At 61.7% G+C, this 22,532-nt stretch carries 20 protein-coding genes; 10 read left to right on the forward strand and 10 right to left on the reverse strand.

Annotated features, from left to right (window positions below):
* Window positions 1–55: 55 nt before the first annotated feature.
* The 5 genes from ACMDCM_RS12620 to ACMDCM_RS12640 all read right to left on the reverse strand — a co-directional run bounded on the left by ACMDCM_RS12620 (window position 56) and on the right by ACMDCM_RS12640 (window position 3,654).
* Window positions 56–532, reverse strand: coding sequence for a hypothetical protein (locus ACMDCM_RS12620; protein WP_412773877.1), 477 nt, complete (start codon window positions 530–532; stop codon window positions 56–58).
* 157 nt (window positions 533–689) lie between these two features.
* Window positions 690–1,883 (reverse strand): 23S rRNA (adenine(2503)-C(2))-methyltransferase RlmN, encoded by a 1,194-nt coding sequence (gene rlmN / locus ACMDCM_RS12625; protein ID WP_412774746.1) that lies wholly within the window; start codon window positions 1,881–1,883, stop codon window positions 690–692.
* 135 nt (window positions 1,884–2,018) lie between these two features.
* Complete coding sequence (locus ACMDCM_RS12630; protein WP_412773878.1) at window positions 2,019–2,561, reverse strand: invasion associated locus B family protein; 543 nt, start codon at window positions 2,559–2,561, stop codon at window positions 2,019–2,021.
* Between the two features lie 327 nt (window positions 2,562–2,888).
* Window positions 2,889–3,266: a YkvA family protein gene (locus ACMDCM_RS12635; RefSeq protein WP_412773879.1), complete on the reverse strand. Its 378-nt coding sequence runs from the start codon at window positions 3,264–3,266 to the stop codon at window positions 2,889–2,891.
* Between the two features lie 82 nt (window positions 3,267–3,348).
* On the reverse strand, window positions 3,349–3,654 hold the full coding sequence (locus ACMDCM_RS12640) for a 4a-hydroxytetrahydrobiopterin dehydratase (RefSeq protein ID WP_412773880.1): 306 nt from the start codon (window positions 3,652–3,654) through the stop codon (window positions 3,349–3,351).
* Window positions 3,655–4,087: 433 nt separating this feature from the next.
* On the opposite strand from ACMDCM_RS12640, the gene fdxA reads away from it, so the two are divergent.
* Entirely contained in the window at window positions 4,088–4,426 is a 339-nt protein-coding gene (gene fdxA, locus ACMDCM_RS12645) for a ferredoxin FdxA (protein ID WP_412774747.1), read from the forward strand.
* Window positions 4,427–4,494: 68 nt separating this feature from the next.
* Window positions 4,495–4,893: a DUF488 domain-containing protein gene (locus ACMDCM_RS12650; protein ID WP_412773881.1), complete on the forward strand. Its 399-nt coding sequence runs from the start codon at window positions 4,495–4,497 to the stop codon at window positions 4,891–4,893.
* A gap of 226 nt (window positions 4,894–5,119) precedes the next feature.
* Here the strand turns inward: ACMDCM_RS12650 and htpG are convergent, their stop codons facing one another.
* Complete coding sequence (htpG, locus tag ACMDCM_RS12655; RefSeq protein WP_412773882.1) at window positions 5,120–7,036, reverse strand: molecular chaperone HtpG; 1,917 nt, start codon at window positions 7,034–7,036, stop codon at window positions 5,120–5,122.
* 165 nt (window positions 7,037–7,201) lie between these two features.
* Between htpG and ACMDCM_RS12660 the strand changes: the two genes are divergently transcribed.
* The 4 genes from ACMDCM_RS12660 (at window position 7,202) to ACMDCM_RS12675 (ending at window position 10,663) form a co-directional block, all read left to right on the forward strand.
* Entirely contained in the window at window positions 7,202–8,203 is a 1,002-nt protein-coding gene (locus tag ACMDCM_RS12660) for a PepSY-associated TM helix domain-containing protein (protein ID WP_412773883.1), read from the forward strand.
* Window positions 8,204–8,212: 9 nt separating this feature from the next.
* The gene (locus tag ACMDCM_RS12665) at window positions 8,213–8,725 is read left to right on the forward strand and encodes a DUF2271 domain-containing protein (RefSeq protein WP_412773884.1); all 513 of its coding nucleotides are present in this window, start codon (window positions 8,213–8,215) and stop codon (window positions 8,723–8,725) included.
* A 97-nt stretch (window positions 8,726–8,822) separates the two neighbouring features.
* Window positions 8,823–9,632 (forward strand): DUF4198 domain-containing protein, encoded by an 810-nt coding sequence (locus ACMDCM_RS12670; RefSeq protein WP_412773885.1) that lies wholly within the window; start codon window positions 8,823–8,825, stop codon window positions 9,630–9,632.
* Between the two features lie 8 nt (window positions 9,633–9,640).
* Window positions 9,641–10,663, forward strand: a complete 1,023-nt coding sequence (locus ACMDCM_RS12675) for an FAD:protein FMN transferase (protein WP_412773886.1) — start codon at window positions 9,641–9,643, stop codon at window positions 10,661–10,663.
* 47 nt (window positions 10,664–10,710) lie between these two features.
* Here ACMDCM_RS12675 and ACMDCM_RS12680 read toward each other — a convergent pair whose 3' ends face one another.
* Window positions 10,711–11,397 (reverse strand): Fe2+-dependent dioxygenase, encoded by a 687-nt coding sequence (locus tag ACMDCM_RS12680; protein WP_412773887.1) that lies wholly within the window; start codon window positions 11,395–11,397, stop codon window positions 10,711–10,713.
* A gap of 83 nt (window positions 11,398–11,480) precedes the next feature.
* On the reverse strand, window positions 11,481–13,991 hold the full coding sequence (locus ACMDCM_RS12685; RefSeq protein ID WP_412773888.1) for a TonB-dependent receptor: 2,511 nt from the start codon (window positions 13,989–13,991) through the stop codon (window positions 11,481–11,483).
* Window positions 13,992–14,449: 458 nt separating this feature from the next.
* On the opposite strand from ACMDCM_RS12685, the gene exbB reads away from it, so the two are divergent.
* The 4 genes from exbB to ACMDCM_RS12705 are packed head-to-tail and all read left to right on the forward strand — an operon-like array spanning window position 14,450 to window position 19,114.
* On the forward strand, window positions 14,450–15,487 hold the full coding sequence (exbB, locus tag ACMDCM_RS12690; RefSeq protein ID WP_412773889.1) for a tonB-system energizer ExbB: 1,038 nt from the start codon (window positions 14,450–14,452) through the stop codon (window positions 15,485–15,487).
* A gap of 5 nt (window positions 15,488–15,492) precedes the next feature.
* Window positions 15,493–15,960 carry a TonB system transport protein ExbD gene (gene exbD / locus ACMDCM_RS12695; protein ID WP_412773890.1) on the forward strand — a complete coding sequence of 156 codons (468 nt, stop codon included), beginning with the start codon at window positions 15,493–15,495 and terminating at the stop codon, window positions 15,958–15,960.
* Complete coding sequence (locus tag ACMDCM_RS12700) at window positions 15,957–16,706, forward strand: energy transducer TonB (RefSeq protein ID WP_412773891.1); 750 nt, start codon at window positions 15,957–15,959, stop codon at window positions 16,704–16,706. Before exbD ends, ACMDCM_RS12700 begins: the two co-directional genes overlap by 4 nt.
* Window positions 16,703–19,114, forward strand: a complete 2,412-nt coding sequence (locus ACMDCM_RS12705; protein ID WP_412773892.1) for a preprotein translocase subunit SecA — start codon at window positions 16,703–16,705, stop codon at window positions 19,112–19,114. Before ACMDCM_RS12700 ends, ACMDCM_RS12705 begins: the two co-directional genes overlap by 4 nt.
* A gap of 71 nt (window positions 19,115–19,185) precedes the next feature.
* Here ACMDCM_RS12705 and ctaD read toward each other — a convergent pair whose 3' ends face one another.
* Entirely contained in the window at window positions 19,186–20,790 is a 1,605-nt protein-coding gene (gene ctaD, locus ACMDCM_RS12710; RefSeq protein WP_412773893.1) for a cytochrome c oxidase subunit I, read from the reverse strand.
* A 651-nt stretch (window positions 20,791–21,441) separates the two neighbouring features.
* Window positions 21,442–22,347 (reverse strand): LysR family transcriptional regulator, encoded by a 906-nt coding sequence (locus ACMDCM_RS12715; RefSeq protein ID WP_412773894.1) that lies wholly within the window; start codon window positions 22,345–22,347, stop codon window positions 21,442–21,444.
* Between the last annotated feature and the right edge of the window lie 185 nt (window positions 22,348–22,532).

Consider the following 22,532-nt stretch of genomic DNA (forward strand, 5'->3'; position numbering starts at 1 on the left):
CGCGATTGAACCAGACTCTAGCCGACGACGACGGGCATGGAAAGCCCGCGCGATTTCAAGTCCGCGCCGGCAGATCGGGAGGCTGCGGCCCGCGCGGCGGCTCGCGCCACGCGCCGGCGTTTCGTCCGGCGATCAGCCAATAGGTAAAGCCCGCCATAACTCCGGCGCCGGTCATGATTTCCAGGTGGCGGCGCACGATGCCTTCGAAATGCAGGGTCGCGGGATCGAACGGGATCAGCCCGAGGTAGCAGGCGGCGCCGCAAATCGCGCCCCCGGCCGCGTAAGCCAGTATGCCGCGGATATGAAAGGCTTCGGTGATGAGAACCAGGATCATCGCCGGCACCAGAGCGAAGCCGCTGACGAAGATGAAACCGAAACCGAGCACGATGTTGAGCGTATCGGGATCGGGCGGCTCGATGCCGAGGTCGATGAATTCGGGATAGAGCAATGCAACCACAACAACCATCCCGGCAACGAAGCCGGCAGCCAGAAATCCGAACAAGATCGCGAAAAGCCGGCCGATCAGCGCCATGATCACGGTCCATTCGCGATAGCGGCGAGCATCTCTTTCGTCATGCCCGTGTCATGCCGGGCTTCCACGTCTTCCCTGTCTCTTCATAGAGACGTGGCCGGCCGGAACAAATCCGGCGATGACGGGCCTATATCTCATCCCAAACATGCACATGGCCTCAATCCGTCATCGCCATGGCGCGCAGCGCCTGACGCTCGCGGGCCGACAGTTTTTCGGTTTCGGACTTGAGCTGGCCGCAGGCAGCCAGAATGTCGCGGCCGCGCGGCGTGCGCACCGGCGAGGAATATCCGGCGTTGAAAATGTATTCGGAAAATTTCTCGATCTGCTCCCAATCCGAACATTCATAGCGCGTTCCGGGCCACGGATTGAACGGGATCAGGTTGATCTTGGCGTGAATGCCCTTGAGCAGCTTCACCAGCAGCTTGGCGTCGTCGAGCGAATCGTTGACGCCCTTCAGCATGACGTATTCGAACGTGATGCGTTTGGCGTTGGAAGCCGCGGGATAATCACGGCACGCCTGCATCAGCTCGGCGATCGGATACTTGCGGTTCAGCGGAACGAGCTGGTTGCGCAGCTCGTCGCGCACCGCATGCAGCGAGATCGCCAGCATGACGCCGATCTCCCCGCCGGCGCGGACGATGTTCGGCACCACGCCGGACGTCGACAGCGTGATGCGGCGTTTCGAGATGCCGATTCCCTCGTTGTCGGCAACGATCAGAAGCGCGTCGCGCACCGCGTCGAAATTGTAGAGCGGTTCGCCCATCCCCATCATCACGATGTTGGTGACGAGGCGATTGCCATGAGGCGTCTCGCGATCGGCCCAGTCGTTCAGCCGGTCGCGCGCGACCATGATCTGGCCGACGATCTCGCCCGCCGTGAGATTGCGCACCAGACGCTGGGTGCCGGTGTGGCAGAAAGAACAGTTCAGCGTGCAGCCGACCTGCGACGAGACGCACAGCGTGCCGCGATCGGTCTCGGGAATGTAGACGCATTCGACCTCGTGCGGCGTTTCGAGGTTGTCACCGCTCGGCAACCGCAGCAGCCACTTGCGGGTTCCATCGTTGGAGATCTGCTCGGCGACGACTTCGGGGCGATCGACGGTGACGTGCTTTTCCAGTTCGGCGCGCATGTCCTTCGAGACGCTGGTCATCTCGCCGAACGTCCTCGCACCGCGGACATACATCCAGTGCCAGAGCTGTTGCACCCGCATCCTGCGCTGCGCCGGCGCGACGCCGATGGCGGCGAGGTGTTCGGATAGCTGCGCGCGCGACAGGCCGATCAGCGACGGCCTCGCCGGCGGCACATAGGCTTCAAGCGGTTTCTTTTCCAATGGAGCGTCGCCGACCGACATGTCGCTTGCGTGCGACACGCCGGCGATGGCGGGGGCCTCAGCCGGACCGGTGTTCAAGTTGCGGGGCGCTTCGCTCATGCCGCATGACATAAGCCTTTCGCGGCCCCCTGAAAAGCCGGCAAATACTTCAGGCCGCTAGCGCCTGCAATCCTGCGCGACCTTGTCCAGCGCCTGTGACAAGCCCTTGAGGGAAAAGACGTCGGTGGTTTGCGTCCCCCTGGACGACACCCCCTTGACGGTCGCGTCGGCGGACTTGCGCATGGCGTCGATCAGCCGGTCTTCCTCGGCGGCGTTCTTGATCCAGATGCCATCGCCCTGCGTGTACATCTCGAAGTTCGCGCCGCCGACTTCAAACGTGGCTTCCGAGCCGGGTTTGAGCGGATAGCCCATCGTGACCGACACTTCGTTCACCACCTTCTCCGCCGGCCGGGTCGAAACGAAGGCGTAAGCCGGATCGCGCGGGCGGTTCGGCGGATTGGTTTTCGAGGAGGTCGGCTTGGAGAGAGCGAAGCAGACCTTCTTGCCGTTCGGCGATGCGGTGTAGGCGCCCCACGCGCCGAACTGTCCGAGCAGCGTTGGCTCCGAGCTGCCGGCCGTGGGCGCGCCGAATGCGGGAGCAAGACCCGCTCCCAGCAGGCTTCCCACCAGAACTGTCAGCAATTGCCGCATAGACATCATCAAATCTCGTCCTTCATCATGTGACTGGAAGATCGCTTGACGTGCGCGGATCACGCATCATCGGGAATAGCCGGAAATGCCTGATTTGTGAAGGCGGCCCCATCCTTGCGGCTTGCATCACGATTCGCAAGCGAACTGCGCGAATATTCCGTGCGTTCTGAAGCGAATGCCGAAACCGCGATCGTGAACTCAATCGCAGCAGTGCAAACCGTGCAATTGAACGTGCGGTGACGCGAGCGGTCGGATAACGGCGGCAGCAGGCCATGATCGCGTGCGCGGCCACCCCGCACGGTCGCATCATGGACCAGTAGATCATGCACGGAGCATTCAGGCCACTTCGTTCCCTATGCCACGCTTCAACGCCGCACGCGCGGCCTCGCGATGCTCCGGCTTGATATTGCCCGCGACGATCCTGATGGCGGTCGCAAGCACGGCGGCATCGTCGGTGAAACCGAGCACCGGTAATACGTCGGGAACAAAATCGAACGGCAGGATGAAATAGGCGATGGCGCCGAGCAGCGACGCCTGCACATGGCGCGGCGTCTGCTTGTCGAAAGCGCAGTAATAGGCGGCCAACAGGTCTTCGGCGAACGGCAGGTGAGCGACGACGCGTTTCAGCTTGCTCCAGAATTGCCGGCGCACGCTGTCGCGATCCTGCGCCAGCCGGTCGGCCGGCTCGAATCCCACGCTGTGTTCGGATGCCATCGTCGGAGCCCTGAATTGCGGTTGCCAGTTCCCTCTTACGTGGGAGCTGTTTTCCCCGCCGCAAGTATGGACATCGCTCCGTTCAGGCGCCGCCGCACTGCCGGGCGATCGCGTCCATCGCCTTGGCGAGCCTGATGTCGCGCTCGGTCACTCCGCCGGCGTCGTGGGTCGCGAGCACGACCTCCACCGTCTTGTAGATATTGCGCCATTCCGGATGGTGATCGTTCTTTTCGGCGACCAACGCGACTCGCGTCATGAAACCAAAAGCCTCATTGAAATCCCGAAACGTGAAAACCCGCGCGATGGCGTCGCGGCCCTCCACCCCTGACCAGCCGGACAGCGCCTCGAGCGCCGCTCTTCGCGCCTCCGACGACAAAAGTTCCGTCATGTCACCTCCTTTGATCCCTTCTTTCCAGTCGATGCCACAATGTGGGCAGAGAAGCGGCAACGATCTGAGCCATAACGAGAACGTAATTCCAATCCTGCCAACATCGCGCTCGAGCAGTTCCACAACGCGGTCGTAATATGGCTTTGATGCGTTTCAGACCACCGGACGCCTGAAAACTACCATGTAATATTGATTTTTTGCGAAAGTCGGCATATAAGATGCATTAACGATATATCTTATGGAAGGAGGCCGTGACGCACCGATCTCGTCCCAGCCTTGCCGATGTCCGGATCAGGCTCACGAGGTGGCGGGCGACAACAGCTTCCCGACCATGAGCTTGTGGGTATATGGTGGTCGCGACCGTGGATGCGTTGGCGCCGAGGCCGATCCAGTTCCTGTTCTATCCGGTTCCTGTTCTCGTGGAGTCTTCGAGATGACTTTCGTTGTCACCGAAAATTGTATCAAGTGCAAATACATGGATTGTGTGGAAGTGTGTCCCGTCGACTGTTTCTACGAAGGCGACAACATGCTCGTCATCAATCCCGATGAGTGCATCGACTGCGGCGTTTGCGAGCCGGAATGTCCGGCCGAAGCCATCTTCGCCGATTCCGAGCCGGGACTCGAGAACTGGCTCAAGCTGAACGCCGAATACGCTTCGGTCTGGCCCAATATCACCATCAAGCGCGACGCGCCTGCGGATGCGAAGGCTTTCGACGGGGTTACCGGCAAGCTGGAGCAATATTTCTCGGCAAACCCCGGGCAAGGCGACTGAGCGGACGGCTGCCGCGTTCAATAATCGCCAGACGCGATGGTGTGACCCGCATCTGAACGAAGAACCAAATGACACGGCTTGCAGCCGAGAACATCAAGTTGAAACGAGTCTACGAGCCTCCCGCGAAAAGCGACGGCACGCGGATACTGGTTGACCGCTTGTGGCCACGGGGCCTTCGCAAGGCTGACGCCGCCGTCGATCAGTGGATCAAAGATATCGCGCCAAGCACCGAACTGCGCAAATGGTTCGGGCATGATCCGGCCCGGTGGCAGGAATTCCGGCAGCGATACGCGGATGAGATTCACGAACACCCGGAGCAACTCGACGAACTGCGCGCCTGCGCCCGATCAGGCCGGATAACGCTCGTCTTCGGGGCTCACGACGAAGCACACAACAATGCGGTCGTCTTGAGAGACATTCTTCTGGGCCGCATTGGCGCGCGGTCTCTCCGTTCTCCCTCCAGCTAAACATCTTCGAGTGAAGCGTGTTCTCGGGCTTGACCCGAGCATGGATACCAGTTCGCGCCGCTATTCATGCGCCGCCAAAATATCCACCCTGATCGACGGCGACGCCGACGATGCGGCGAGATCAGCGATCATCCGGCGTCGTGCCTTCACGGCCGGACATTGCAGGCATCCGATTCAACGCAGTTGAACCGGACCCTGGATTCGACGCTTGCACAAGCCGCGGAAGCTAAGCCGACGAGCCACGCAAGCTCCGTTCAACGAGGCGGACAAGGCGCCTGGAAAACTCAAGCGCATCGCCGGGACGATCGCCGTCAAGCACGCGTGCGTCGTCGAGCAGCATTCGCGCCGCATCCTCCTTGAACGCGCGGTCGTTATCTCCAAGCGCCGCCAGAGAAGCAATCAGCGGATGCTTCGGATTCACCTCGAGAACCGGCTTGGACGCGCCGGCGAGTTGTCCGACGCCGACAAGAATTTTTTCGAGCTGCCGATCAGGTCCCGACTCCGCCGCCACGAGGCAGACAGGGCTGTCGGTGAGACGCTCGGACGAGCGCACGTCGGAAACCAGATCGGCGAGCGTCGCCTTGAGAAAGGAGAGGAAGTCCGTGACATCAGCACTGACGTCCTGCGAGGGCTCGGCGCCCGCGTCGACACGCGGGATCGCCGCCAAATCGGCTCCGCCCTGCGTCACGGATTTGAACGGCTTGCCATCGAAGCTCGGTCCCGACGTCACCCAGAAGCTGTCGACGGGATCGGATAATAGCAGAACCTCCACGCCGCGGGCGCGGAAACCCTCCAGATGGGGGGATGCCGCAAGACGCGCGGCGTCCTGCCCGGCGAGATAATAGATCGAGGTCTGGTTGTCCCTCAACGCGCCGACATAGTCCTTGAGGCTTCGCAACGATCCGGCCGTGGTCTTGAATCGACAGAGTCCGAGAATGGCGTCGCGCCGGTCGTAGGCATCATAAATGCCTTCCTTGAACATCGGACCGAAGGCATCCCAGATCTTTCCGTAAGCCGCCGCGTCTTTCTCTGCGAGCTTCTCGAACTCGCTCAGGATCCGGCCGGTGATGCTTTTCTTGATCGCAGCCAGAACCGGGCTTTCCTGAATCATTTCCCGCGAGATATTGAGCGGAAGATCGGACGAGTCGACGACGCCGCGCACGAACCGCAGATAGCGTGGCAGCAGATCGGCGTCGTCGGTAATGAAGACACGCTTCACGTAGAGCTTGATCGGCCCCTTGCGATCGGTCTCGAACAGATCGAAAGGCCGCGTTCGCGGCACGAACAGGAGCGCGGTGAACTCCTGCCGCCCTTCGGCGCGGAAATGCACCGTGAGCGCCGGTTCGTCGAATTGACCAGCAACGCTGCGGTAGAAATCGGCGTAGTCGGAAGCGCTGATCTCGCCGCGCGGCTTGGTCCACAGCGCCGCGCCATCGGCAATCTCGGTCGGGGCCGCTCCGGGCTTCTCGACAAGCATGATCGGGACCGGCACATGACCCGATTGCTCCTTGACGATCTGTTCGAGCTTGGGCCTGTCGGTATATTCCTTGGCCTCTTCCGTCAGGTGAAGAAGCACGCGGGTGCCTCTCGCAGGGCCCTCGCTCTCCTCCACCGGAGTAATCGTGAACGTCCCCTTGCCGTCAGAAGACCAGCGCCAGACTTCGCCTGCACCGGCGCGCCGCGAGATCACGTCGACCCGATCCGCCACCATGAAGGCAGAGTAAAAGCCGACCCCGAACTGACCGATCAGATTCACTCCGTCGCCTGCCTCGGCAGACTTCGCCTGCTCGATCTTGGCCTGCTCGATGAAGGCCTTGGTGCCCGAGCGGGCGATCGTTCCCAGCGCGTCGACCATCTCGTCATGGCTCATGCCGATGCCGTTGTCCTCGATCGCCAATTGCCGCCGTTCCGCGTCGACAATTATGGTAATCTGCGGCCTGGTGTCGTCCGCCAGCAACGCGGAATCGCTGATTGCTTCATAACGCAGCCGCTCACAGGCGTCCGCGGCGTTCGAGATCAACTCCCGCAAGAACACGTCCTTATCGGAATAGACCGAGTGCACCATCATCTGGAGCAGCTTGGCGACATCCGCTTCAAATACGCGGCTTTCGGCCGCGCCATCCCTGTCGATTGTCGAGGTCATAGTCGTCCTACCCTTGATCTACCCGGTTCCGATTCCAGCATTCGCATCCTGCACGGGTATGAGCCCCCGCGGAATCCGGACACCGACGTCGGATGATATAGAAAATATGCAGCCGCCGTACCAGTGGGCCGGTCATACCATTCCGCCCTCGTTCGCGCCGAAACGGTGGACGGTGAAACCGATCCGGTGTCCCTCCCTCATCGCTGCGCGACTTCGAGCGATCGTGCGACTCAAGGTCGCGCCGATGCAGAACCGTTATCGCCGTCGCGCCGGGCCCCATGCCTCGCTGCTCGCCGCTCCGCTTGCGCGGCCAAATATCACCATCCGTCGCGTGACGCCGCAAGCAAACAGCAGAGCATCGAGCCGCGTTATGAGTCGGTTCAGTTTAGAACAAACCTAATCTCGTCCTGTAGCAAAGCACGGGTGGCTTCGGTAAACAAATCACGCTGGCGACCGGTGCCGTTCGTACCTCTTCGATTTATGAAATCCGACAGCGCGGCGAGACGAATGGACAATTCCAGATTGATGGTCGGAAGCGACGAACTCTGGCAGCGAAAGAAACGTCGCGCTTTCTTTATCAACCAGCTTTATCAATGGCACTGGATCAGCTCGGGTCTCTGCCTGATCGGCATGTTGTTGTTCGCCCTCACCGGAATCACGTTGAACAATGCCGGAAAAATCGAGGCCAAGCCGACGGTGACGATGCGCGAAGGGCAACTGCCGCAGGCCCTGACCAACGATCTGAAGTCCGAGCCCGGCTCCCTCAAGGCGGCCTTGCCGCCCGGCGTCAGCGGATGGCTGCAACGCGAGATCGGCGTCAACACCGCCGGCCGCGACACCGAATGGTCAGACCAGGAAGTCTATGTGGCATTGCCGCGGCCCGGCGGCGACGCGTGGCTCAGCATCCAGCGCGACAGCGGCGCGGTGTCCTATGAAGTCACGGACCGCGGCTGGATCGCCTATTTCAACGATCTGCATAAGGGCCGCCATGCCGGCAAGACATGGAGCTGGTTCATCGACGTATTCGCGGCCGCCGCGGTCATCTTCTGTCTCACCGGTCTGTTGCTTCTGCAGCTTCATTCCAAGCGGCGCCCCGCCACATGGCCCGTGGTCGGCATGGGGCTGATTATTCCGACACTGCTCGCTGTTCTTCTCATTCATAGCTGAAGGTCAACAATGCGTCTCCTGATATCCGCCGCGCTCACCACCCTCGCCGCAGGCTCGTCGCTGGCTTCCGAAGCCACGATCGACATCGATATCCCGCAGCTCAACGTCGCCGAGTACCACAAGCCCTACGTTGCGATGTGGGTCGAGGCGGCTGGTGGTGGCAAGGTCACCAATCTTGCCGTGTGGTACGACATCAAGCACAAGGATAAAGAGGGCACGAAATGGCTCAAGGACATGCGGCAATGGTGGCGCCGCACCGGCCGCGAGCTGACGATGCCGGTCGATGGACTGTCGAGCCCCACTCGAGCGCCGGGCACCCATCAGATCAAATTCGATGGCGCCGGCAAACCCCTCGATAGGTTGACCCCGGGCAGCTATCAACTCGTCATCGAAGCCGCTCGCGAAGTCGGCGGCCGTGAGTTGCTGAAAATTCCGTTCGAATGGCCGCCGAAAGCTCCCGCAACCGGCGCGGCCAAGGGCGAACGCGAGCTTGGCTCGGTCTCGTTGAAATTGACCCCTTGATCCCGGTGCCGAGGCGAACTTCTGAACCGCCACGCCGGGCCAACGAATACGCCGCGCATTTGCCGCGCATCCAGCTTTCAAGGAAAGGGATTTCGCCATGACCCACCCTCTCAAACTCGCCCTGATCGCAGCCGCGGTCTCGCTGCTTGCTCTGCCCGCGCAGGCGCATCGCGGCTGGTTGCTGCCGTCGGCCACCGTCTTGTCGGGACCGGACGTCTGGGTCACCGTCGATGCCGCCATCTCCAACGACCTGTTCTATTTCGAGCATCACCCGATGCAACTCGACAATCTGTCGATCGAGGGTCCTGACGGCAAGGCCGTCACGCCGGAGAACATGGCAAAGGGCCGCTTTCGCAGCTCCTTCGATTTCAAGCTGGCGCAGCCAGGCACCTACAAATTGATGGTAGCCAATCAGGGTATGTTCGCGAGCTACAAGCTGGACGGCCAGAACAAGCGATGGCGCGGCAAGACGGAAGAATTGGCGAAGGCCATTCCCGCCAAGGCGACCGACGTCAAGGTCACCGAAAGCCGCAGCCGCATCGAATCCTTCGTCACATCGGGGAAGCCTTCGTCCGACACGCTGAAACCGACCGGCGTTGGACTTGAAATGGTTCCGGTCACTCACCCGAACAACCTCGTGGCCGGAGAGAAGGCAACGTTCCGCCTGATGCTCGACGGACAGCCGGCCCGGGACGTTGCTGTCGAGATCGTCCCGGGAGGGATCCGCTATCGCGACAAGCTGAACGACAGCAAGGTCACCACCGATGAGTCCGGCGCCTTCAGCGTCACATGGCCGGGACCCGGTTTCTACTGGATGAGCGCATCGGTGCGAGACGACAAGAGCACGATCAAGAACGCGCAGCGCCGCAGCAGCTACGCAGCCACGGTCGAAGTGCTGCCGCAGTAACGACGGTGATGACGGCTTCGGCCTTCCGGCGCGTGGCTATCCCGTCGGTGACGGCGATGCCACCCGCCATTCCCGCCGGGTCGCGCATGCAGGAACTGAGCGGAACGACCATGGGCACGACATGGTCGGTCAAGTTCGTCGGCTCGGCCGCCAGCCTGCAGACGCTGCGCCGGATGATACCCCTCGCGCTCGATCGCGTGATCGCGCAGATGAGCCCGTGGGAAGACCAGTCCGACGTCAGCCGGTTCAACCGCTTGCCGCTGAACCAGTGGCAGGAGCTGCCGCGCGAGCTGGGCCGGGTGATGGCGAGCGCGCTGCGTATCGCTGAGGAATCCGGCGGCGCCTACGACCCGACCGTGGGCGCGCTGGTCGACCTCTGGGGTTTCGGCCCGAGCGGACCTCGCGAAACACCGCCGCCGCCGGATGAGATCGCCCGGCTTCATCAGGCTTGCGGATGGCGGCAACTCGACCTCTGCGCCGAAGCCCGCCGTCTGCGTCGTCGCAATTACGCGTCGATCGATCTCTGCGGTATCGCCAAGGGCTTCGCCGTCGATCTGGTGGCGGAGACCTTGCTTGAGCTTGGCATTCACCATGCGCTCGTGGAGATCGGCGGCGAATTGCGGGGATGCGGGGTCAAGCCCGACGGCAACCCGTGGTGGGTCGGGATCGACCGGCCCGTCCATCTTTCGGCCAGCCCAACCCCCGAGCCAATCCTGGTTGCCCTGCACGATCTTGCAATCGCGACGTCCGGCTGCGAGCGAGGATTCACGCGTGGCGCACGGCGCTTTTCCCACACCATCGACCCGAGAACCGGATCGCCGGTCGCCAACGGCATGATCACCGCGACAGTCCTGCACCGCTCCTGCATGGAGGCCGATGCCTACGCGACGGCGTTGATGGTGCTGGGTCCGAACGCCGCCACCGAGTTCGCCGTCAGGCACCAACTCGCAGCTCTCATTCGCTTCACGGGCAACGACGGCGACAGCATCGCTGAACGGATCACTCCAGCCCTCGATGCCATGCTGGCTTGACTTCCGGACTTGTCCGCCGCCTTGTGTTTTTCAGTCGGGCTTCGCGGTCAGGTCTGCGCCCACTGTCGCAGCAGATTATGATACAGCGACGTCAGCGACACCACCGAGGGGTGCTCGGGATGGTCGGCGTTGAGGCGAATGATCGACATATCCAGATCGAACATCATCGCGCGTCTCGTGACCTCGGCGATCATGCTCTCGGTCCAGAAAAATGACGCGACGCGCGAACCGCGGGTCACCTTGGTGACATGATGCACGCTGGTGCCGGGATACACGATCATGTCGCCGGCCGGAAGCTTCACGGAATGCATGCCGTAGGTATCCTCGATCACCAGTTCGCCGCCGTCGTATTCCTCGGGCGATGACAGGAACAACGTCGAGGACACATCGGTGCGCACGCGAATTCCGGTCCCGGGAACGGTGCGAATGGCATTGTCGACGTGGGAGCCGAAATTCATCTCGCCCTCGGCGTCATAACGATTGAACAACGGCGGAAAGATCGTCTTCGGCAAGACTGCCGACATGAACAGCGGATTCCGGTTCAGCGCGGATAGCACCATGTCGCCGAGCTCGCGAGCTTCCGGCGTTCCCTCGGGCAATTGCAGATTGCGCTTCACCTGGGCCGATTGATGCCCGGCCGTGACGCGGCCGTCCACCCATGCCGCGCGCGCCATCACCTCGCGGCAGTGCTTCACCTGCTCCGACGTCAGGACATTCGGAATTCGCACCAGCACCGGGACATTCCTCGAGATAAGGAGCCGGCGCCTTACGACGCCGGCTCCGATACTGCCGCTTTCGCGATCGACCGTGACGCCGGCTACTTGCTCACGTAACGCGCAGCCTTTACCGGATAATCCGGAACCGGCGGTGGCGGCTCGAAGTGATAGCGATAGGTCAGGATCGCCGAGCGGCCGGCTGCCGGAACGGCATGGCCGCCATAATACTGCGCGTAGTAGTGCTCGTCGGTCAGGTTGTAGATGTTGAGCTGCAACGTCGATTCCTTCGTGACCTTGTAGCTCGCCATCACATCGAACTTCCAGTATTCGGGCACGTAGATGGTATTGGCGGTGTTGGCATAGGCTTTCGATTGATAGGTGGCTCCGCCGCCGACCGTCAGTTGCGGCGTGAAGTCATATGTCGTCCACAGGCTGAAGGCGTGCTCCGGAGTATTCGGCAACTGCTTGCCGACGGAGTAGCGATCCGCCGCCGAGGCCGTCGCGGGAACGCTGACGATCGAGGAATCCTGGTAGGTATAGCCGGCGAAGATCTGCCAGAGGTCGGTCAGCTTTCCCGCCAACCCGGTTTCGAAGCCCTGGACCCGCTGTTCGCCCGCCAGAATCGTCGGCATGGTCGCGGCATCGGGTCCGGCATTGGCGATGCGCGCGTTCTCCTTGAGGATATGGAATAACGCCGCCGTGTAGCTCAACCGCCCATTGAGAAAATCGATCTTGGTGCCGACTTCCGTGGTGGTGCTGGTTTCGGGCGCCAGCGACACCGTGCCCGACGACAGCGTGCCGAATTCCGCCGACGGATTGAACGAGGTGCCATGCGCGACATAGACGCTCGATTGCTGGGTGGGGTGGAAAACGCCGCCGACGCGCCAGCTCGTCTGCCGGTCGTGGGAATCGAACGCGCGGTTGGCGGGCGTTGCATTCATCGGGTCGCGATAGGAAGCACGCACATCGTCGTAGCGCACCGCCCCGAGCAATTCAAAATACTGGTTGATCTTGATCTGGTCGGACGCATAGACCGCAATGGTATCAATCTTGGTGCGATTCACGTTGCCGAACGGCCCCTGATAGACCGGTTGCGACACCGGATCGATCACGCTGGTTCGACAATAAGCGCCCGGCGTCGATACGCACCAGAAATTGGTGCGCCCCCGCTGATAGCGGGTCTGATGACTGGCCTCGATGCCGGTGGCGAGGGTATGCGTCAGCCCCCAGGTATCGAATTTCCCGACCAGGTCGGTCTGGTTGACCAGCAAGGCGTCGTTGGTCTGCGTATTCCAGTGCTCCTGCAACATCGTCATCTGATCGACGGGATAATTGTAGAACACCGGGGAAAGTGGGCTGGCAGACGTGTTCGTGAAAGCCGTATTGGTGTTGCCGCCGAGACCGCGCGGCGGCGTTGGCGCGGCATAGCGCTGGTTGTCGACATACCGTGTGGCATTGGTGAGCTTGAAGCCGTTGTCGAACTCGTGGTCGAACTTGAGCGTCGTGATGTTCGTGGTCGTTTCCACGATGTCGCGATATGGCCCGACCTTATTGCCGTAGAAGGTATTACGCGGCACCGGTATCGGCGTCACTGCGCGGCCGTCGCCATAATAGCCTCCGCTGACTCCGGTGCCGGCCCCGTTCACCATCGGCGCCGGCAGCCACGGATGGCCGTAGTCGGGAACGCTTTGCTCGCCCTGATAAATATGGCTCAACGTGATCTTGTCGCGGTCGGTCACATCAAAGGCGACCGATGGCGCGACGCCCCATCGCCGGGTGAAGACGCTGTCGCGGTCCGGCGTTGGCACGTCCTGATAAAGCGCCGCGATGCGCCCGGCGACATTGCCCTGCTTGCCGCTGGCGTCGAGGGTGCCGCGATATCCCGCGGCGCTGGTGCCGCTGATCGCTCCGTCGAAGAACGTCGCGCCGGTCGGCAGCTTGGACACCGTATTGATCGCGCCGCCGGTCGAGCCGCGACCGAAGGCGAACGACGAAGGTCCCTTGAGAACTTCGACGCGATCATCGCTGAACAGGTCGCGATTATACCAGCCGGGATCGCGCAAGCCGTCGCGGTACATATCACCACGCGCGGTAAAGCCGCGGATAAACGGGCTGTCGCCCTGCTGGCCACCCTCGCCGGCGCTGAACGTGATGCCCGGGACCGTTCGCAGCGCTTCCTCCATGCTGGTGAGGTGCTGATCCCGAATGACTTGCTGGGTCACCACATTCACGGTCTGCGGCGTATCGCGCAGCGGCACGCCGAGACGCGAAATCCCGGCCTGCGCGGGAGCCTGATAGCCGGTGACGCCATGTCCGTCACCAACGATCGGGTTGACCTGAACGTTGCTCGGCGGAGCGGCAACCGGCGCAGGCGCAGCCCGTACCGGCGCGCGGTGCACGGTTCTTTTCTTGGCCTGCCGCTTCGGCGCCGTGACGCGAACCTGCGGAAGATCGTCGGCGCTGGACGCGGGCTGAGCGTCGGCGGAGTCGGGGATCAGCATCACTGCGGCGACGCCGATCATCGCCTTGCCCCATCCGACGATTGATGAATGTCCTGCTGCTCCGTCGCCGTTACTTGCATTGCTCACGTGAGCTACCGATGAAATGCCCATTCGCCCCATCCTTGATTGCTGACATCGCAGAGACATAAATCGGTATCCGCAACGTCGCTCGTCATTAGCTAAAAATTTTCGGTGAGCAACACTCGCGCGCAGCAATTCGCAGCAGTCTATAGAGGTTCTAGTCTTCGTCGCCTTCGATTGAGACCGAATGTCGCAGGCTCATCCGTGTCGCGATATCGCAGCGGACATTCGTACCTCGCTTTTTGAGATCGCTGAGCAGAATGGTATGCGGGCAGCAAACTCTTATGGCGTGACGACGAATCAACGCGTGACAGCGGAAGCAACCGTGCCGTCGCGCCGCTCGTCTTAAAGAGATTCTAAGATGCACGCGCCGTTTCCCTGTTTGATTCAAAAAAATCAGACGCTAGACCAACCGTGGATGCTTGCGCATCCGTCTTCGTCCCCGCGCGAACGGTCCAGAACAGCGCATGATCATAGAGCGTACCAACATGAAGCTGTCTCCGAACCTCTCGAGCAGGACGGCGCGCAACGAGCGAACGCGAACCGCAAAAGCTTCTGCGATCGCGCTTGCATCTTTTTTGATGTTGTCGCTCGCCCCGCACACCGTCGGCGCACAGCCCCCGGCGCAGCCCGCCACGCACGAGGCGACTTCTTCCGGACAAGCTCCGACGGTCACGCCGCCAGCCTCTCTCGCGCCGCAGACGGCGCAACCCGCATCGCAGCAGCCGCCGCCTCAGCTATCGCCCGCCGGACCGCAGGCCACGCCGGCCGCGCCACCGTCTGAACATCAGGCGCCGCCCGCAGCGGAAATAGCCGACGTTGCCGAGTCGATTCTTCCACATGAGTTGACGCCCATCGGCATGTTCCTGGCTGCCGATTACATCGTGAAGACGGTGATGATCGGCCTGGCCCTCGCTTCGGTCGTAACGTGGTCGGTGTGGCTTGCGAAAACGATTGAATTGCTCGGCGCGCGGAGCAAACTGATGCGCGACCTCCACCGTGTGGAAGCCGCACACTCCCTTGAGGAGGCGAACAAGATACTGCAGCACGCCGGTAGCGATATCGCGACCCTGACCCACGCCGCGCGCGATGAGATTCGTCGATCGCAGGACGCCATGAACCATGATGGCGTCAAGGAACGGATCGCATCGCTGTTCAGCCGTATCGAGGCCGCCGCGTCACGGCGCATGACCCGCGGGACCAGCATTCTGGCCACCATTGGATCGACCGCGCCGTTCGTCGGCCTGTTCGGCACGGTTTGGGGCATCATGAATGCCTTCATCGGCATCTCGAAATCGCAAACCACAAACCTTGCCGTCGTCGCGCCCGGCATCGCCGAGGCATTATTGGCGACGGCGATGGGACTCGTCGCCGCAATTCCGGCGGTGATGGTCTACAATATGTTCGCGCGCGCCATCACCGGCTACCGCGGTTTGCTGGGAGACGGTTCTGCGGAGTTGATGCGCATGGTGAGCAGGGATCTCAACCGGGCCGAGATGATTCCCCATCAGCGAGCCGCGGAGTAACACGCGTGGGCGCCCAGCTTCAGCAAGCATCGCCCGAAGACGAGATGGCGCAGGTCAGCGACATCAACGTGACGCCGTTCATCGACGTCATTCTGGTGCTGTTGATTATTTTCATGATCGCCGCGCCATTGGCGACGGTCGATATTCCTGTCGATCTGCCGGCATCGACGGCCGTCAGACAGCCGCGACCCGACAAACCGATCTTTGTCACCTTGAAGGCCGACCGGACGATCGCAGTCGGCGAAAACCCGATCTCGCGCACCAATCTCGCCGGCTCGCTTGACGCCCTGACCTCGTCCGATCGGACCAAGCGGCTGTTCGTCCGCTCCGACAAGACCATCCCCTACGGCGAGGTGATGGCCCTGATGAACGATCTGCGGGGAGCGGGCTACCTGAAGATCGCGCTTGTCGGGCTTGAGTCCGCGGGCTCGCAGTCCGGCAACGCGACGCAATCCGGCGGGAGCGCGCAATGAATATTCCCTATCGTCGCATAACACGGCACGACCTGCTGCGCTGGGGTACCTGTTTCGTCGCGATGCTGTCGCTGCACGGCGCGGTCGCCGCGGCGTTGCTGATGACTCCGGAAGAAGGCGACACCTACGACACCGTGACGGCCATCGAAGTGGATTTCACCACGGAGTCTTTCCGCGAGGCCCAGGCCCGGGACGTCGCACCCGGCGAGGAGCAGATGCAGACTGACGAAGCCCCTCCGCCTCAGGAGAAGGCCGAAGTCAAGACGGAGAAGGAGCCGGAGCCCGAGCCGCCGCTTCCGCAGGTCGTCGAACCCGACGTCGCGCTCGAAACCCCTCCCGACCAGAAGAAGCCGGAAGAGGAAAAGAAGGACGAGAAAGAAAAGACGCCGAACGCAACGCCGCCGCTCGTTGCCGCGTCGGCGACGACGGCGCCGACGGCCGCGGCGGCACGCAAGGCCAGGCTGGTAAGCTGGAAGAGACAACTGGCCCTGCATCTGCAACGCAACAAGCGATATCCGCGCGAAGCCCAGTCGCATCACGAGACAGGCACCTCGAAGGTGACTTTCGTCGTCGATCGTCAGGGCCGCATCGTCTCCAGCAGAATCGTAAAAGGAAGCGGATCGGAAGCCCTCGATCGCGAAACGCTCGAACTGCTGCAACGCGCCCAGCCATTGCCTGAACCGCCCAAGGACGTAGGCGGAACGCAGTTCGCATTTACGATGCCGATCCTTTTTGAGTTTCGATGATCCTGCGCCTGGCCCGGCGCGCGCTGAGCTTCGGCATCCGCGGAAATCTGAAACAGTACGAAACGACGGCCCGCCGGATCATCGCTCTGGAGCCAGGTCACCGGCATCTCTCCGCCGAAGGGCTGCGTGATCGCGTCGCCGAACTACGACGACAGGTCCAAAGCGACATTGCCCTCGACAGGATCAAGGAAGAGACCTTCGCGCTGGTCCGCGAGGCGTCGCGTCGCGCATTGAACGAACGCCCTGTTCCGGCGCAGATCATCGGCGCCCTGGCGCTTCACGACGGCCATATCGCCGAGATGAAGACGGGCGAAGGCAAGACACTGACCGCCACGCTGGTCTGCACGCTCCATGCCTTGACCAGCGAAGGCGTCCACGTCGCCGTGCCCAACGATTATCTGGCCGAGCGCGATGCCCGCTGGATGCGGCCGCTCTACGATCTGTTGGGATTGAGCACCGGCGTCATCACCCAGGAGATGGACGACGACAGCCGGCGCGAAGCCTATCGATGCGACATCACCTACGGCGTCGCCAGCGAGTTCGGCTTCGACTATCTGCGCGACAATATGAAGTTTTCCCTCGCGGAAACCGTCCAGCGCGGCCATGCCTTCGCTCTGGTGGACGAGGCCGACGCCACGCTGATCGACGAGGCCGGCATGCCGCTGGCGTTGTTCGGCCCGCTCGGCGACCGGTCGGATTTTCATCAGGCGATCGATGCCGTCATCGCCTCGTTGCAGCCCTCGCATTACGAGATCGACCGTCGGCGGCGCGTCGCGCTGACCGAGGCGGGATACAGCGAAGTCGAGAAGCGACTGCAACAACGCGGACTGCTGAAGGACTCAACGACGCTGCACGACATCGCCTCGATTTCGCTGCTTCATCACGTCGTGCAGTCGCTGCGGGCTCACGTCGTGCTTGCACGCGACCGCGACTACGTCGTTTCAGACGGCGGCGTGACCATTGTCGACGGACTGACGGGACGGCCGATGCCGGGGCGACGCTATGACGAAGGGCTGCATCAGGCCCTGGAGGCCAAGGAAGGTTGCGCCATCGGCGAGGAAACGCAAACGCTGGCGTCGATCACGTTCCAGACCTATTTCCGTCGTTATGCCAGGCTTGCCGGCATGACCGGCACCGCGAGAAACGACGCCGGAGAATATAACGAGATCTACGGCCTCGACGTGATTTCGATTCCGACTCACCGCCCGATGATCCGGATCGACGAATCCGTGCTCCACGCCACTGCCGCCGGCAAGTTGCGGGCGATCCTGCGGGAGGTGGAAGACGCAGCCGCTCGCGGCCAGCCCGTGCTGATCGGCGCGCCATCCATTGCGCGATCGGAAGCGCTGGCGGCAATGCTTGAAGCCAATGGCTGGCGGCCGCGCAACGAGCAAACGCAGGACGACGACACGGTCCGCACGTTCGCAGTTCTCAATGCCAAACATCATGCCCGCGAGGCGCGGATCATCGCCGAGGCGGGCGCTCCCGGCGCGGTGACGATCGCCACTGCGATGGCAGGCCGCGGGACCGACATCCGGCTCGGCGGCGAACATGCGGACGAGGCCACCCGCGCCCGGGTGATCGCCGCAGGCGGGTTGCTGGTGACCGGCACGACCCATCACGATCACGGACGGATGGATGAACAATTGCGCGGCCGCGCCGGGCGGCAGGGCGATCCGGGGCGCTCCATCTTCCATGCCTCACTGGAAGACGAATTCCTGGTCAATGCCGCAATCGGTGTCCCGCCGGCAGACCGGACCGCCGCGATCGCATCGTCGGTCGCGACCCGCCTGATCCGCGCGGCCCAGAAACGGCACGAGACCCGCAGCTTCGATCGGCGCCTCGCACTTCTGCGATTCGACGCAATCGTTCAAAGCCAGCGCGATCATGTCTACGATTTGCGCCGCGACATTCGCGACGGAAACGATACCATTACATTGGCAAAGCGCCTGCGCCATGAAACGATCGACGACCTGATCGAGCGGTTCGCCGCTCCGGCCATCCCATGGGACATCGCCGGACTGGATCACGCGATCCGATCCGTCCTGACCCTCGCCGTCGATATCAGCTTTCCAACCGCGGGTTCCAGAGGCGACGCAAAGGCGCTCGCACAGCGCATTTGCGCCATAGCCGACCGCTGGATCGACGGCAAGATCGCCAGCATGGGCGAGACCATGTTTGCAGATATCCTTCGCCGGCTGATGATGGCGTCGATCGATCACCTCTGGTCGGAGCAGTCGGAGCGCCTCGATCATCTCAGGCGCCGGATCGGCGACCGCCGGCTCCCGCCGCACCAGGTGGTCGCGGAGTTTCAGATCGAAGCGTTCGCGCTGTTCGAACGGATGATCGCCGACTTCCGCCGCGACGTGACGGCATATGCCATGCGCGTGGGCATCCGTCCTGCATGACGGGGGCCAACAGAATGGAGCGGCCGCGAGGGATCCATCTCTCACGGCCGCTCCGGGGTCTCGAGTGTCGATCAGTCGATGCGCGGCAGGGTCTCGAACTGATGGAACGGCGGCGGTGACGGCAACGACCATTCGAGCGTGGTCGCACCGACTCCCCAGGGATTGGCCACTGCCCGCTCCTTGCGAACGAAGGCATAGATCATGCCGGCGACGAACACGGCCGCGCCTGCCGCCGATACGTAGGCTCCGATCGACGAGACGTAGTTGAAGCCGGCAAATGCATCCGGATAATCGGCGACGCGTCGCGGCATCCCCGCAAGACCGAGGAAGTGCATCGGGAAGAATGCCAGATTGACGCCGATGAACGTCAGCCAGAAGTGCAGCTTGCCGAGAAACTCCGAGTACATGTATCCGGTAATTTTCGGAAACCAGTAATACCAGCCGGCGAAGATGGCGAACACCGCGCCGAGAGACAGCACATAGTGGAAATGCGCAACGACATAGTAGGTATCCTGCAGGACCCGGTCGATGCCAGGATTCGCCAGCACCACACCGGTGACGCCGCCGATCGTGAACACGAATACGAAACCGGTCGCCCACAACATCGGTGTCTTGAAGGTTATCGAGCCGCCCCACATGGTGGCGATCCACGAGAACACCTTCACGCCGGTCGGCACCGCGATCACCATGCTGGCGAGGGCAAAGTAGGCCTGGGCGGTGCTCGACATGCCGACGGTGTACATGTGATGGGCCCAGACCACGAAGCCGATGACCCCGATCGCCACCATGGCATAGACCATTCCGAGATAGCCGAAGATCGGCTTCTTCGAGAACGTCGAGACAACATGGCTGACGATCCCAAAGCCCGGCAGGATCATGATGTAGACCTCAGGATGACCGAAGAACCAGAACAAATGCTGGTACAGCACCGGATCGCCGCCGCCCTCGGCGGCGAAGAAAGTGGTGCCGAAATTGCGATCTGTCAGCAGCATCGTGAGCGCGCCGGCGAGCACCGGCAGCGACAACAGCAGCAGGAACGCCGTGACCAGGACCGACCATGCGAACAACGGCATCTTGTGCATGGTCATGCCCGGCGCGCGCATGTTGAAGATCGTGGTGATGAAATTGATCGCGCCCAGAACCGAAGATGCTCCCGCGAGATGCAACGAGAGGATCACGAAATCCACCGCCGGGCCGGGATGACCGCTTGTCGACAGCGGCGCATAGAGCGTCCAGCCGGTGCCGGCACCATCCACGCCGGGCTCGCCTTCGACGAACATCGAAATGATGAACAGAGAAAACGACGCCGGAAGCAGCCAGAACGAAATATTGTTCATGCGCGGAAACGCCATGTCAGGCGCACCGATCATCAACGGCACCATCCAGTTGCCGAACCCGCCCATCATCGCCGGCATCAGCTTGAAAAAGATCATGATCAGGCCATGGCCCGTAACGAATACGTTGTAGGCATGCGGATTGGAGAAAATCTGGAGACCTGGCTCCTGCAACTCCATCCGCATCAGGACCGAGAAGGTCGCGCCAATCAATCCCGCGCAGATCGCGAACACGAAGTACATCGTGCCGATATCCTTGTGGTTCGTCGAATACACGTAGCGCCGCCAACCGGTGGGGTGAACGTGAGCGTGTGGATCATTCGTCAGAGCAGCGGATACCATATCGACCCTTTCCAAGCGATAGCCCGGATGACGTCATGACTTCACCCGAAGCCAGACCTTCATCTCGAGACAGAGGGTTCAGTTCCGAATCAAATGTTCGAAACGGCGGGTTCGATTGTTTGAATCGGATCGGGCCGAGCTTCTTTCACGGGTCAAACCCTTGGCGCCGAAGGCGTGAGGGAGTGAGCTTTTCGAAAGAAACCGCGTCATGCGGCGGCCGTTGTTTACTCTCGGCCGTTATCGACTTTTTGCAAGCGAGAAATATTGCACATTAAATTCGGGAAAACAGATATGTCGACGGGATCGGGCGCGGCGATGCGTTGTTTCGCATCGCGCGTCTCGCAACGTCAGAACGGGATATCGCGCTGGCCGTTCATGCTTCAAAAGAAACGATTTGAGAACGTCATCGCCGGGTGTGTTCGTCCGACGAACGGCGTCGCTTCGCTCGCCTGCGACACTCGCGACCATCATCCATTGCAGCATTTCAAGATGAATGCCCGGATCAGGTCCGCGCATAATAACCAATGATTCCGGCAGATGCCGAACCGCTCTAGAGCATGATCCCGAAAAGTGGAAACCGGTTTTCGGAAAAGATCATGCTCAAACAAAAAGATGAGCGACGAGTCTGGTTCAACGCAGTTGAAACAGACTCTAGATTCCGCGGCATCTTCGCGCCGTCGTCTCCGCTCTTTTCGCGTTTGGTGGCCTTTTCGGTTTTGAATGAACGATCTGGCGCATGGCCTCGATCGCGCTGGCAAATAAATCGCGATCGCCTTCGAGAGGATAGACGACGTATGCGGGCATCGAGAATTCAGGAGCGCCGCTGACCTGATTCAGCCGTCTGGTCTTCAGGTGAGGCATGACGATCCGCCTGGGAAAATAGCCGGAGCCTCCATTCTCCAGCACGTGCTGCAATCCAAGCCAGCCGATGTTCACGCTCAGCGGGGGGCTGCCAAAATTCGGAAAGCAGGCATTGTGCCGCGCATAGAACTCCGGTCCCCAGTCGACATACACATAGCCGGACCGAGGCTCGGGTTTGCCTTCCGGATCCGTTGAGACAAGGATGAGGTGCTCTTCGAACAACTGCTCGATCTTCAATCCCGGACGAACCTGCGGAGTATACATCACGCCGATGTCTATCCGCCCTTCGATGAGTCCCTGCATCAATTCCGGCTCATGGCCACTTTCGGCACGAATCGAGATTTCCGGCCTGGCCTCCCCTATGAGTTGAAGCCACTGCAACAGAAATTCTTCCCACAAGCCGATGCGGCACCCGACAACCAGCGTTCCGCTAAATCCTTCGGGTATGCCTATGTCATGACGCGCCTGCTCCATCGTCCGCACCAGTGTGGCCGCGTGCCGCTGGAATTGCCGGCCGGCGGAGGTCAGCGCCGTGCCGGCCTTGTTGCGGACGAAGAGCATGCAACCCAACTGGTCTTCGAGCGAGTGAATGCGCATGCTGACCGTCGACTGGCTGACGTGAAGCCGATCCGCCGCACTGATGAAGTTTCCCGACGTCACGACGGCGAGGAAGGTTCTGGCCAGTTCTGTATCCATTGAGGCGGTCTCCTGACGTCTGCCAAAAGCCGATCGCAAGTCCAGCGGATAATGTAAGCGGCCAGCTACCGAACCGGATTCGGCGATTGACGAGGCGCGGCTCCGCTCGCTCGGCTTCTAAGATCTTTGGCGCGAACGGCTCCTCCCCGCGAAGCCTGGCCTAGGGAAGGAATTTAGTCCGGCGG

Source organism: Nitrobacter sp., from assembly GCF_047149785.1.
In the GTDB taxonomy this organism is placed as follows: Bacteria; Pseudomonadota; Alphaproteobacteria; order Rhizobiales; family Xanthobacteraceae; genus Nitrobacter.